The 13,975-nt window shown below is 41.6% G+C and carries 11 protein-coding genes; all 11 read right to left on the bottom strand.

The window, feature by feature from the left end:
- Positions 1-95: 95 nt before the first annotated feature.
- On the bottom strand, positions 96-656 hold the full coding sequence (locus G468_RS21005) for a polysaccharide deacetylase family protein (protein WP_051297112.1): 561 nt from the start codon (positions 654-656) through the stop codon (positions 96-98).
- Positions 657-688: 32 nt separating this feature from the next.
- Positions 689-1,027, bottom strand: a complete 339-nt coding sequence (locus tag G468_RS22555) for a hypothetical protein (protein WP_051297111.1) — start codon at positions 1,025-1,027, stop codon at positions 689-691.
- A gap of 74 nt (positions 1,028-1,101) precedes the next feature.
- A complete protein-coding gene (gene rpoC, locus G468_RS0113500) occupies positions 1,102-5,328 on the bottom strand; it encodes a DNA-directed RNA polymerase subunit beta' (protein ID WP_026823569.1) in 4,227 nt (1,408 codons plus the stop codon).
- Positions 5,329-5,444: 116 nt separating this feature from the next.
- Positions 5,445-9,473, bottom strand: coding sequence for a DNA-directed RNA polymerase subunit beta (gene rpoB / locus G468_RS0113495; RefSeq protein WP_026823568.1), 4,029 nt, complete (start codon positions 9,471-9,473; stop codon positions 5,445-5,447).
- A gap of 345 nt (positions 9,474-9,818) precedes the next feature.
- A complete protein-coding gene (gene rplL / locus G468_RS0113490; protein WP_026823567.1) occupies positions 9,819-10,187 on the bottom strand; it encodes a 50S ribosomal protein L7/L12 in 369 nt (122 codons plus the stop codon).
- Between the two features lie 61 nt (positions 10,188-10,248).
- Complete coding sequence (rplJ, locus tag G468_RS0113485; RefSeq protein ID WP_026823566.1) at positions 10,249-10,746, bottom strand: 50S ribosomal protein L10; 498 nt, start codon at positions 10,744-10,746, stop codon at positions 10,249-10,251.
- 305 nt (positions 10,747-11,051) lie between these two features.
- Positions 11,052-11,753 carry a 50S ribosomal protein L1 gene (gene rplA, locus G468_RS0113480; protein ID WP_026823565.1) on the bottom strand — a complete coding sequence of 234 codons (702 nt, stop codon included), beginning with the start codon at positions 11,751-11,753 and terminating at the stop codon, positions 11,052-11,054.
- A 3-nt stretch (positions 11,754-11,756) separates the two neighbouring features.
- Positions 11,757-12,185, bottom strand: coding sequence for a 50S ribosomal protein L11 (gene rplK, locus G468_RS0113475; RefSeq protein ID WP_026823564.1), 429 nt, complete (start codon positions 12,183-12,185; stop codon positions 11,757-11,759).
- Between the two features lie 148 nt (positions 12,186-12,333).
- Positions 12,334-12,879, bottom strand: coding sequence for a transcription termination/antitermination protein NusG (gene nusG, locus G468_RS0113470; RefSeq protein ID WP_026823563.1), 546 nt, complete (start codon positions 12,877-12,879; stop codon positions 12,334-12,336).
- 1 nt (position 12,880) lies between these two features.
- Positions 12,881-13,264 carry a preprotein translocase subunit SecE gene (secE, locus tag G468_RS0113465; RefSeq protein ID WP_026823562.1) on the bottom strand — a complete coding sequence of 128 codons (384 nt, stop codon included), beginning with the start codon at positions 13,262-13,264 and terminating at the stop codon, positions 12,881-12,883.
- Between the two features lie 277 nt (positions 13,265-13,541).
- A partial coding sequence (locus G468_RS0113460) for an EF-Tu C-terminal domain-related protein (protein WP_026823561.1) occupies positions 13,542-13,975 on the bottom strand: 434 nt, incomplete at its 5' end.

Genomic DNA, 13,975 nt, shown 5'->3' with positions numbered 1-13,975 from the left:
CTTGTGCAAAGCGAACATGAATATCCACAAATATCTCCTTGGTTAACATAAATTATCCGTACAAAAATGTGCGAATAATACCAAGTGGATCAGTTTTAGATGATCGTTAGTGGATCAGTTTTGCATGATCGGTGACAATGAAATTTAATACGTGAGGAGATAACGAATAGCGTTGCCACCTGACCATGAGCTTTTAAGATAGGATAGGCATAGCGATAAACTGATTTTAAACCATCATCAAAGGTTATACTGACTACCTTACCCGGTAAATTAATTTTTTTCTTTAAATAACCATCAACTTCATCTAACGTAATTGTCTGATAATCTGCTTGTTTTAAGTAATCCATTTGTGCTTTAAAGGCAGCTACCGAGGTGGTAGTTGAGGTATGACGAAATAATTTATTTTCATTATCAGGCAGTAAATGATGATAAGTCAGAATTGGGATCCCTTTATCTAATGAAACATCCTGACCATCAATAAAAGCCAGTCTGCCACCAAGATCAATAATAAACCAAGAGTTCAGGGATGATGAGTTGTGCTTAACATTCTTCGCTATTCGATTCAGGACTGGGGAACGTAAATTAGCGGAAAGAAAACCAATAATCTTGCTTTTTTCATCTGCATCTTCATAGATAGTTGTTTGTTTTGTCGTCACTAAATAGTCATAAACTGGCTTATCTAATTGTTTTAAACTATCAGCAGGAAACTGATTTTTTTTGCCTCAGAAGCTTGTTGCTGAGTAATATAACCCTCACTATTGCCAAAATGAAAACGGTAAAAATTATTTTTCGCGGGTTGCATAAGTAAAACCGAGTTTTTCAATAACCAACCAGCTTGCCGTATTTTTCCTCCTACAACTGCATAAATCACACTATCTTGGTTAACTTTCATTGGTTTACTGAACTCAGCATTAAGACGCTTTTCTAACAAGGGAACCATGCTGTTTTCCGCATAAAGTGGAAAACTGAGAAAAAAAGAAATAAAAATACTTAATGTATATAAAGTAATATAACGGCAGCGTATCATTAATTTAATATTCTCCATAATATAGCTATAAAAATGCCCTCGTTATGAGGGCATTTTTTTCAGATCAAGCTGCATTATTCGTGGTCTTGGTTACCAAAACCCGCATTTAGCAATTCTGCCAAATTCGCCGTTGCCTCATCAGCACTAACTTGTGATGACTCAATCGGTTCATTAACCATGTGACGGCGACGCATCCGATCTTGGTGATAGGCATAGCCTGTACCGGCAGGAATTAGACGGCCAACAATGACGTTCTCCTTCAAACCACGAAGTTCATCACGTTTTCCAGCAACCGCCGCTTCAGTAAGCACTCGGGTTGTTTCCTGGAATGACGCTGCTGAGATAAAGGACTCTGTCGCCAGAGACGCTTTGGTAATACCTAGCAGATCACGACTAAAGGTCGCAGGCACTTTACCTTCTTGCTCTAATTTGCGGTTCGCTACTTTAACGCGAGCATACTCTACTTGTTCACCTTCCAAGAATTCAGAGCTACCAGCATCAGCAATTGTCACCTTACGTAACATCTGCCGAACGATAACTTCAATATGTTTATCGTTAATTTTAACGCCTTGTAGACGATAAACTTCTTGGACTTCGTTCGTGATATAACGAGCAACAGCATGCGCTCCACGCAAACGTAAAATATCATGCGGTGATTCCGGACCATCAGAAATCACATCACCACGCTCAACACGCTCACCTTCAAAGACATTAAGCTGACGCCATTTAGGGATCATCTCTTCGTATGCATCACCACCATCTGTCGGTGTGATTACTAAGCGACGTTTACCTTTAGTTTCTTTACCAAAAGAAATAATACCACTAATTTCAGCCAGAATAGCCGGTTCTTTTGGTCGACGCGCTTCGAAAAGATCTGCAACCCGTGGTAAACCACCCGTAATATCCTTGGTACCACCCGATTCTTGTGGAATACGCGCTAAGGTATCACCAATATTAATCGCCGCACCATCATCCAATTGAACAATCGCTTTACCAGGCAAGAAATATTGCGCTGGCATGTCAGTACCCGGAATTAATACATCATTGCCTTTCGCATCAACAACACGCAATGCAGGACGTAAATCTTTACTACCCGCAGTACGCTCAGCTGTATCAAGCACAACAATTGATGATAAACCCGTTAGTTCGTCTGTCTGACGTATAATAGATTGTCCATCTGCCATATCAGAGAAACGAATAATACCCGCAACTTCACTGATAACTGGCATGGTATGTGGATCCCAGTTCGCAGCGGTTTCACCACCATTAACACCGTCACCATCACCTTTATTAAGGTGTGCGCCATAAGGTACTTTATAGCTTTCTTTAGTTCGACCAAATTCATCTACTACGCGCAATTCTGTATTACGAGAAGTGATAACTAAGTGACCTTCAGAATTTTTTACAAACTTGGCATTAACCAGTTTGATATTACCTTTGTTACGTACCTGAATACTCGATTCCGCAGCAGCACGTGATGCCGCGCCACCAATGTGGAATGTACGCATTGTCAACTGTGTGCCAGGCTCACCGATTGATTGAGCTGCAATAACACCAACTGCTTCACCTTTATTGATGATATGGCCACGCGCTAAATCACGTCCATAACATTTCGCACAAACACCGAAATCAGTTTCACAACTTACAACAGAACGCACTTTTACGCTATCAACAGAATTGGCTTCTAGTTCGTCACACCATTTTTCGCTTAATAAGGTGTTACGTGGTATTAAAATATCAGCTGTACCAGGTACTAATATATCTTCCGCTGTGACGCGGCCCAAGACACGTTCACGTAAAGGTTCTTTAACATCACCACCTTCAATAACCGGTGTCATTAAAATACCACCGTGAGTACCACAATCATCCTCAGTGACAACCAGATCTTGTGCAACATCAACTAAACGACGGGTTAAATAACCTGAGTTTGCTGTCTTCAAGGCTGTATCGGCTAGACCTTTACGTGCACCGTGCGTTGAAATGAAGTATTGCAATACGTTCAGACCTTCACGGAAGTTAGCTGTGATTGGTGTCTCAATAATCGAACCATCCGGCTTCGCCATCAAACCACGCATACCTGCTAACTGCCGGATCTGTGCCGCAGAACCACGCGCACCTGAGTCAGCCATCATAAAGATACTGTTGAACGAAACTTGTTGCTCATCTTGGCCATCGCGATTAACAACGGTTTCAGTGGATAAATTTTCCATCATCGCTTTTGCGACGCGCTCATTAGCCGCAGCCCAAATGTCAATAACTTTGTTATAACGTTCGCCCGCAGTAACTAAGCCCGACTGGAACTGTTCTTGAATTTCAGCAACCTCAGCTTCAGCTTCAGCAATGATGCTGGCTTTCTTCTCCGGTATCACCATATCGTCAATACCAACAGAAGCACCAGAACGAGCTGCATAAGCAAAACCGGTGTACATGATCTGGTCAGCAAAGATAACCGTTGGTTTTAAGCCTAAAACGCGGTAACAAGTATTAAGCATTTTAGAAATTGCTTTTTTACCCAACGGCTGATTAACCAATGAGTATGGCAGACCTTTTGGTACGATCATCCATAAGATAGCACGACCAATAGTGGTATCAACTAACTGAGTTCCAGTCTCAACATTACCTTCACCATCACGCACTTCTTCTGTAATACGTACTTTAACGCGAGCATGTAAGGATGCTAAGCCTGCACGATAAACCCGCTCAGCTTCTTTCGGTCCAGACAATACCATGCCTTCACCTTCAGCATTTACACAATCACGTGTCATATAGTACAAACCAAGCACCACGTCTTGAGAAGGTACAATGATAGGTTCACCACTGGCTGGCGACAAAATATTATTTGTCGACATCATTAAGGCTCGTGCTTCTAACTGTGCTTCTAAAGTCAGCGGGACGTGAACAGCCATCTGGTCACCGTCAAAGTCAGCGTTATAAGCAGCACACACTAATGGGTGTAACTGAATGGCTTTACCCTCAATCAGAATAGGCTCAAATGCCTGGATCCCGAGACGATGCAGTGTTGGCGCGCGGTTTAGCATAACTGGATGTTCACGAATCACTTCATCGAGAATATCCCACACAACGGCTTCTTCACGCTCAACCATCTTCTTAGCCGCTTTGATCGTTGTCGCTAATCCACGTAATTCCAATTTACCATAAATAAATGGCTTAAATAATTCTAATGCCATTCTCTTAGGCAAACCACATTGGTGCAAGCGAAGATAAGGACCTACCGTGATAACGGAACGGCCTGAATAATCAACTCGCTTACCGAGTAAGTTCTGGCGGAAACGCCCTTGCTTACCTTTGATCATATCGGCCAAAGATTTCAATGGACGTTTATTCGAACCAGTAATCGCTCGTCCACGACGACCATTATCTAGCAATGCGTCAACTGCTTCTTGCAGCATGCGTTTTTCATTACGTACAATGATATCAGGCGCCGCCAAATCCAATAGACGCTTTAAGCGATTATTACGGTTAATAACGCGACGATATAAATCATTTAAATCAGAAGTAGCAAAGCGGCCGCCATCTAGCGGAACAAGCGGACGCAAATCCGGCGGTAATACCGGTAATACATTCAGAATCATCCACTTAGGCTTATTACCAGACTGAATAAACGCTTCTAGTAGTTTGATACGCTTAGTTAATTTTTTACGTTTAGTTTCAGAGTTAGTTGTATTTAACTCTTCACGCAATACTTCACACTCTTGCTCCAAATCAAGATTTTTTAGCAAAGATTGGATCGCTTCCGCGCCCATTTTGGCGTCAAATTCATCACCAAACTCTTCTAAAGCATCAAGATATTGCTCTTCAGTCAAGATCTGTCCACGTTCTAAGCTTGTCATACCCCCTTCGACCACAACATAGGATTCGAAATAGAGCACCCGCTCAATATCACGCAAAGGCATATCAAGCAACAAGCCAATTCGTGATGGTAATGATTTTAAGAACCAGATATGTGCTGTCGGTGAAGCCAACTCAATATGCCCCATACGCTCACGACGTACTTTAGTCTGAGTGACCTCAACACCACATTTCTCACAAATCACACCTCGGTGTTTTAATCGTTTGTATTTACCACACAAACATTCATAATCTTTAACTGGCCCGAAAATACGTGCACAGAAAAGACCATCACGTTCAGGCTTGAACGTTCGGTAGTTAATCGTTTCTGGCTTTTTCACTTCACCAAATGACCATGAACGGATCATATCTGGAGAGGCCAGAGCAATCTTGATCGCATCAAACTCTTCGGTTTTAGTCTGTGCTTTCAGAAACTTTAATAAGTCTTTCACGGAATGGCTCCTGTCGGAGTTAAACCTGCGAGGAAGCGGTTTTAGCCACTTCCTCCTAAACCCAGTGTAACAATTCGTAAAGCTAAGTAGCAACTTAGGCTTTACAACATCACTTATTACTCGTCTTCCAGTTCGATGTTAATACCCAACGAGCGGATCTCTTTCAATAATACATTGAAAGACTCCGGCATCCCTGGTTCCATCTGATGGTTGCCGTCTACGATGTTTTTATACATCTTAGTACGTCCGTTCACATCATCGGATTTAACGGTAAGCATTTCTTGCAAGGTGTAAGCGGCACCATATGCTTCCAGAGCCCAAACTTCCATCTCACCAAAACGCTGACCACCAAACTGTGCTTTACCACCCAACGGTTGTTGAGTAACCAGACTGTAGGAGCCTGTTGAACGTGCATGCATTTTATCATCAACAAGATGATTCAGTTTCAGCATATACATATAACCAACTGTTACCTGACGTTCAAATTTCTCGCCTGTACGGCCATCATACAATGTAATCTGACCAGAAGTCGGCAACTCAGCTAAAGTCAATAGTTCTTTGATTTCCTTTTCTTTTGCACCATCAAAGACCGGTGTTGCAATTGGCATACCTTTCTTCAAATTATGTGCTAACCGCAGAACTTCTTCATCAGAAAAGGTACTGAGATCAACTGTTTGACGAGGATCATCTCCTAAGTCATAAGCTTTCTGAATAAATTCTTTCAATTTAGCTACTTCACGCTGTTGTTTCAGCATGGTATTGATCTTATCGCCAATACCTTTAGCAGCCATACCCAAATGGGTTTCCAGAATCTGACCAATATTCATACGTGATGGTACGCCCAGTGGGTTCAAAACGATATCAACAGGGTTACCACTTTCATCGTAAGGCATGTCTTCAACTGGGTTAATTTTGGAAATAACCCCTTTGTTACCATGCCGACCAGCCATTTTATCGCCTGGTTGAATTTGACGTTTTACTGCCAAATAAACCTTAACGATTTTCAATACGCCTGGTGCTAAATCATCACCTTGAGTGATCTTACGACGTTTAGCCTCTAGCTTCTTCTCAAATTCAGCTTTAAGCTCATCATACTGCTCAGCCAATTGCTCTAACTGATTTTGTTTTTCTTCATCTTTAAACGATAATTCTAACCAACGCTCACGCGGTAATTTATCCAGCTTCTCACCTTCAATACCGCCATTAGTTAGTACTGCTCTGATACGGGCAAATAAACCGGCTTCAAAGATACGCAACTCTTCCGTTAAGTCTTTCTTCGCATCCCGAAGCTGCATTTCTTCAATTTCTAATGCACGTTTATCTTTCTCTACACCGTCGCGGGTAAAGACTTGTACATCAATAACCGTTCCTGATACCCCATTTGGTACCCGCAGTGAAGAATCCTTGACGTCAGAAGCTTTTTCACCAAAAATAGCGCGCAGCAGTTTCTCTTCTGGCGTTAATTGGGTTTCACCTTTCGGTGTTACCTTACCAACCAGAATGTCGCCGCCCGTTACTTCTGCACCGATATAAACAATCCCTGATTCATCCAATTTAGATAGTGCCGCTTCCCCTACGTTAGGAATATCTGCAGTAATCTCCTCTGGCCCTAACTTAGTATCACGCGATACACAAGCTAATTCCTGAATGTGAATGGTAGTAAAACGATCTTCTTGTACCACTCGTTCAGAGACCAAAATGGAATCTTCAAAGTTATAACCATTCCAGGGCATGAACGCAACGCGCATATTTTGACCAAGTGCCAATTCACCTAAATCTGTCGATGGGCCATCAGCCAAAACATCGCCACGCTCAATCGGCTCACCCAGCGCAACACATGGCATCTGATTAATACAAGTGTTCTGATTAGAACGCGTATATTTTGTCAGATTATAAATATCAATGCCGGCTTCACCAGGATACATCTCATCTTCATTAACTTTGATAACAATACGTGAAGCATCTACATACTGGACGGTACCACCACGTTTAGCAACTGCGGTTACTCCAGAGTCAACAGCAACAGCACGTTCCATACCCGTTCCAACGAGTGGTTTATCTGAACGTAACGTCGGTACTGCCTGACGTTGCATGTTCGCACCCATCAATGCACGGTTGGCGTCATCATGCTCAAGGAATGGAATTAATGAAGCACCAACAGATACAACCTGTTGGGTTGAAACGTCCATATATTCTACTTGTTCTTGACTAAATAGACTGGATTCACCTTTATTGCGGCAAGTAATTAATTCTTCAACGAACCGACCATCATCATCTAAAACAGTATTTGCCTGAGCAATGATGTAGTTACCTTCTTCAATCGCTGATAAATAATGAATTTCATCAGTTACGATACCATCCCGTACCAAGCGATAAGGTGTTTCCAAAAAACCATACTCATTGGTTTGTGCATAGACAGACAATGAGTTAATCAAACCGATATTCGGCCCTTCAGGCGTCTCAATTGGACATACACGCCCATAGTGGGTTGGGTGTACGTCACGAACTTCAAAACCCGCTCGCTCACGTGTTAGTCCACCTGGGCCTAATGCTGAAATACGACGTTTATGGGTGATTTCAGAGAGTGGATTATTCTGATCCATAAACTGCGACAATTGACTTGAGCCAAAGAACTCTTTAACCGCAGCAGAAATTGGTTTCGCGTTAATCATGTCTTGAGGCATTAATGCATCTAAATCACCTAATGACAAACGCTCTTTAACCGCACGCTCGACTCGCACTAAACCAACTCGGAATTGATTTTCAGCCATTTCACCAACCGAACGAATACGTCGGTTACCTAAATGGTCAATATCATCAACTTCACCTTTACCATTGCGAATATCAATGAGTTTTTTCATCACATCAATGATATCTTGTTTGCTTAAGATACTTGAGCCTTCAATTGCATCACGATCGAGTGAACGATTAAACTTCATCCGCCCTACAGCAGAAAGATCGTAACGCTCTTCAGAAAAGAATAAGTTCTCAAACAAATTTTCTGCCGCTTCGCGCGTAGGTGGTTCGCCTGGGCGCATCATACGGTAAATTTCAACTAACGCACTTAAACGATCATTGGTTGGATCAGTACGCAATGTTTCTGAGATATATGCGCCATGATCTAAGTCATTAGTAAATAAGGTTTCAATGGTTTTATAACCACCTTGACTTAAACGTGCCAACATATCCAGAGAAAGCTCTGTATTAGCTGTACAGATTAACTCGCCGGTACTTTCATCAATATAATCTTTAGCGACCACTTTACCTGCAATATATTCAACAGGCACTTCGATACTAGTAATTTTGTCTTTTTCTAGCTGACGAATATGACGTGCTGTAATGCGGCGTCCTTTTTCAATATAGACTTTACCGTTGGCTTCAATATCAAAAGAAGCTGTTTCACCACGCAAACGCTCGGGTATTAACGTCATTAACAGCTTATTATCACGGATTTGAAAAATCGTCTTCTCAAAAAAGAGATTAAGGATTTCTTCGGTACCATAATCCATCGCACGTAGAATAATGGTCGCCGGTAATTTACGACGGCGATCAATACGAACGAAAAGATTATCTTTAGGGTCAAATTCAAAATCTAACCATGAACCACGGTAAGGAATAATGCGTGCATTATATAACACCTTACCTGAAGAATGGGTTTTACCTTTATCACTATCAAAAAATACACCAGGACTGCGATGTAATTGAGAAACAATAACACGCTCTGTACCATTGATAATAAAAGTACCATTATCTGTCATGAGTGGAATTTCACCCATGTAAACTTCTTGCTCTTTTATATCCTTTACTGTGCCTTCTGGTGCTTCACGCTCGTAAATAACAAGACGTAATTTAACCCGTAAAGGAGCAGAATAAGTGACACCACGGATCTGACATTCTTTAACATCAAATACAGGTTCACCAAGACGATAGCTAACATATTGCAATTCAGCATTGCCGCTATAGCTTTGAATTGGAAATACAGAACGGAATGCTGCTTCCAGCCCATTCTGACCTTCTAAATCTTGCTCGATAAACTTAGCAAACGAGTCAAGTTGGATAGATAAAAGATAAGGAACATCCAAAACTTGCGGACGTTTGCCAAAATCCTTACGAATACGTTTTTTCTCGGTATAGGAGTAAACCATAGGGTTCCTCAGCTTGCTGATCAGTGGCCCACTCTGTCCGTCCTAAAGGACAGCATCTGCAACACTATTTTTTGGAACGGAAAACAGATTATTTTCCATAATACCTATTGCTATTACTCTTAAATCATTTCATTGCATCATATGACTACTAAGCTTTAATTGTCAGAGTCATAAACACAGTATATTAAGTCGTCAATAGCAAAAAGCATTGAAAGGATAAATCAGTAACTAAACAGTGTGAAATATTACTGATACCCTAATACACTTTATAGCGCAAAAAGGCTGGTGACTAAAAAATCACCAGCCGTCAGCCTATAAAATTAGGCTGCCAACTTAAAGCAAAGCTTATTTAACTTCAACAGAAGCACCCGCTTCTTCCAGCGATTTCTTCAATGTTTCAGATTCTTCTTTGCTTACTGCTTCTTTAATTGTTGCTGGCGCTGATTCTACCATGTCTTTAGCTTCTTTTAGTCCTAAACCAGTTGCCGTACGAACAGCTTTAATAACCGCAACTTTGTTAGCACCGATAGCAGACAAGATAACATCAAATTCAGTTTTTTCTTCAGCTGCTTCAGCAGCACCTGGTGCAGCGACTGCTACTGCTGCTGCAGCAGAAACACCAAATTTATCTTCCATCAAAGTGATCAGTTCAACAACATCCATTACAGACATAGCTGCAACTGCATCAAGAATTTGTTCTTTAGTTATAGACATAACAAGGGTTCCTAAAATTCAGAAATATTTTATACGTTAAAAAGCAACGACAGAAATAGGCTTAAGCAGCTTCTTTCTGATCACGTAGTGCCGCCATAATGCGAGCCAATTTACCTGCAGAGGCTTCTTTCATGGTTGACATCAGACGCGCAATTGCTTCTTCGTAAGTTGGAAGAGTTGCCAAACGATCAATTTGATTCGCTGGAATAAACTCTCCTTCAAAGGCTGCTGCTTTAATCTCGAATGCTGGATTCGCTTTCGCGAATTCTTTAAACAAACGAGCTGCTGCGCCCGGATGTTCGTTAGAAAAAGCAATCAAGGTTGGACCAATAAACGCTTCTTTAAGGCACTCGTAAGTAGTACCTTCAACAACGCGGCGCATCAACGTATTACGAACAACACGAAGATAAACACCGGCTTCGCGACCTGCTTTACGCAGTTCAGTCATTTTATCTACAGCTACACCGCGGGAATCCGCGACAACTGCAGACAGCGCACCTTTGGCTACTTCGCTGACTTCAGCAACAATCGCTTGTTTGTCTTGAAGATTTAGTGCCATTAGCTTCTTGCTCCTGGATTAACCGGGTTATCCCGGGACTCACATCACTCAAAACATCCCATATGTTTGAGCGTTAAATACGGTGAGCAGAATCCAGAAATTAATCTTAGTGGCTCTGTCACCGTCTACGTAGGATATTAAGTAATCACTTACACCTACGGTCTTGGACGGGGCCTGGATAAGGCCAGGCACCAACCTAAATTTAGGGTTTGTTATCGCTTAATAAAATAGATGATAACAAACACAGGGTGTCAAATTCTATACAAATTTAACACAAAGGTAAAGCAAAAAATGATATTCAAAAATTACGCTGACGCAGATAATCCTGCTTGATCAACGGCAACCCCTGCTCCCATCGTGGTAGATAGGCTAATTTTCTTAATATAAACACCTTTAGCAGAAGATGGTTTTGCTTTTTTCAACGCAACCAATAGTGCCTCAAGATTTTCTTTCAATTTACTATCGTCAAAGTCAACCTTACCAATAGTGGTATGAATGATACCGTTTTTATCATTACGATAACGGATCTGTCCCGCTTTGGCATTTTGAACCGCTTCAGCGATATTTGGCGTTACTGTACCAACTTTAGGGTTTGGCATTAAACCACGAGGCCCTAAAATCTGACCTAACTGGCCAACAATGCGCATAGCATCTGGCGAAGCAATAACAACATCAAAGTTCATTTCGCCCGCTTTAATTTTATCAGCCAAATCTTCCATGCCAACTAATTCAGCTCCAGCAGCGGTAGCTGCTTCAGCATTCGCTCCTTGAGTAAATACAGCAACACGAACAGAGCGACCTGTACCATGCGGTAAAACCGTTGCGCCACGAACATTTTGATCAGATTTACGTGCATCAATGCCAAGATTAACAGCGACATCAACGCTTTCTACAAATTTAGCAGTCGCTAACTCTTTCAAAAGTGTAATGGCTTCAGAAATATCATAGTGTTTAGTTGCATCAATTTTTTCACGGATAGTGCGCATACGCTTGGTTAGTTTAGCCATTGATTAACCCTCCACTACCAAGCCCATGGAACGAGCAGTACCTTCAATTGAACGCATCATCGCTTCAATATCAGCCCCTGTCATATCCGCAGCTTTAGTTTCTGCAATTTCACGAATTTGTGCGCTGGTTACTTTGCCAACTTTCTCTTTATTTGGTTTGCCTGAACCTGACTTAACACCAGCTGCTTTTTTCAATAATACGGCGGCAGGCGGTGTCTTGGTTATAAATGTAAATGAACGGTCTGAGTAGACAGTAATTACAACTGGAATTGGCAAGCCTTTTTCTAAACTATCTGTTTTAGCATTAAACGCTTTACAAAATTCCATGATATTCACACCTTGCTGACCCAACGCTGGACCAACAGGAGGACTAGGATTAGCCATGCCTGCTGCGACTTGCAGCTTAACATAGGCTTGTACTTTCTTAGCCATGCATAATTTCCTCTAATTGGGTAATGTCGCTTCAATTATGAAGCTCCCCTGTGTATATAATGACCTGTACAATTTTCAGGCCACAAAAAATAAAAGCGCGGAATTGTAGCCAAATTTCCCGCCTTTTACAAGCAAGTTGTCAAGTGTATTACACTTTTTCTACTTGGCTGAAATCTAACTCCACCGGTGTTGCGCGACCGAAAATAGAAACCGATACTTTGAGACGGCTCTTTTCATAGTCAACTTCTTCAACCACACCGTTGAAGTCTGCAAATGGACCATCACTAACACGAACCATTTCTCCTGGCTCAAACAAGGTTTTTGGTCGTGGCTTATCCCCTACTTGCTGCAAGCGATTCATAATCGCATCAACTTCTTTATCGCTAATAGGAGCTGGGCGATCTGGTGTACCACCAATAAAACCCATAACACGTGGTACACTACGCACTAAATGCCAGCTATCATCATCCATAGTCATTTGAACTAAAACATATCCTGGAAAGAATTTGCGTTCACTTTTACGACGTTGGCCACTTCGAATTTCCATCACTTCTTCCGTTGGCACCATCACTTCACCAAACTTATCTTCCATAGCATGTAACTTGATATGCTCACGCAATGACTGGGCCACTCTAGCCTCAAAACCAGAAAATGCTTGAATAACATACCAGCGTTTTTTAGGGGATTCCGACATTTTAGAACCTCAGGCCTGTAATAAATGAAACTAAACGCACCAGTATACCATCTAATCCCCAAAGAATTAGTGCCATAACAGCAGTAACTGCCGCAACAATTAATGTTGTCTGTAATGTTTCCTGGCGCGTTGGCCAAATTACTTTACGCATTTCAATACGAGCTTCGCGAGCAAATGCTAAAGTTGCTTTTCCTTTTGCTGTCCACAATGCAATGCCACCAGCAAGCGCGGCAATAGCAACAACTGCTATGACACGTAATGCAAGATTGTATTGTCGGAAATAATAATTACCAACAATAGCAATAACTAAAAGAATCGCGACTAATACCCATTTTGCTACATCAAAACTACGTCCGCTTTCTTGAGCATCGCTATTCGCACTCATAAATCAACCCGTTACTATGATATAATAAAAAGTCAATTTGCCTCGTAAAACAATTCAAATTTGACCGAAATAAAACATACCACTATTGTATCTCACTTTACGCCATAAACCAGTATGACATTCAACTATTGAGAGACATCCAATAATTCTTTATATCAGAGCCTATCTCACCAATAATTGACCATATAAACTATTGATGAGATAGGTTCTTAAGTTATCTAAGCTAGTATAAAAAAGGCATCAGATGATGCCCTTTTTACAATTATTGCTTTAAAGATCAAGCAATAATTTTAGCAACAACACCCGCACCGACTGTACGACCACCTTCGCGGATCGCAAAACGCAGCCCTTCATCCATCGCGATTGGCGCTATCAATGTCACTTTCATGTTGATATTATCGCCTGGCATTACCATCTCGACGCCTTCTGGCAATTCGATTGTGCCCGTTACATCTGTCGTTCTAAAATAAAACTGGGGACGGTAACCTTTAAAGAATGGTGTGTGGCGCCCACCCTCATCTTTGCTCAAAATATAAACTTCTGATTCAAATTGAGTATGCGGTTTGATTGAGCCTGGTTTGGCCAATACTTGACCACGCTCGACGTCTTCACGCTTGGTACCACGTAATAAAACACCTACGTTTTCACCTGCACGACCTTCGTCTAACAGTTTACGGAACATTTCTACGCCGGTACATGTCGTCTTCGTCG

This window comes from Arsenophonus nasoniae DSM 15247, from assembly GCF_000429565.1.
Taxonomy (GTDB): Bacteria; Pseudomonadota; Gammaproteobacteria; order Enterobacterales; family Enterobacteriaceae; genus Arsenophonus; species Arsenophonus nasoniae.
Note: the sequence above shows the minus strand (reverse complement) of the source record. Positions and strands in the feature narration are given on the sequence as shown.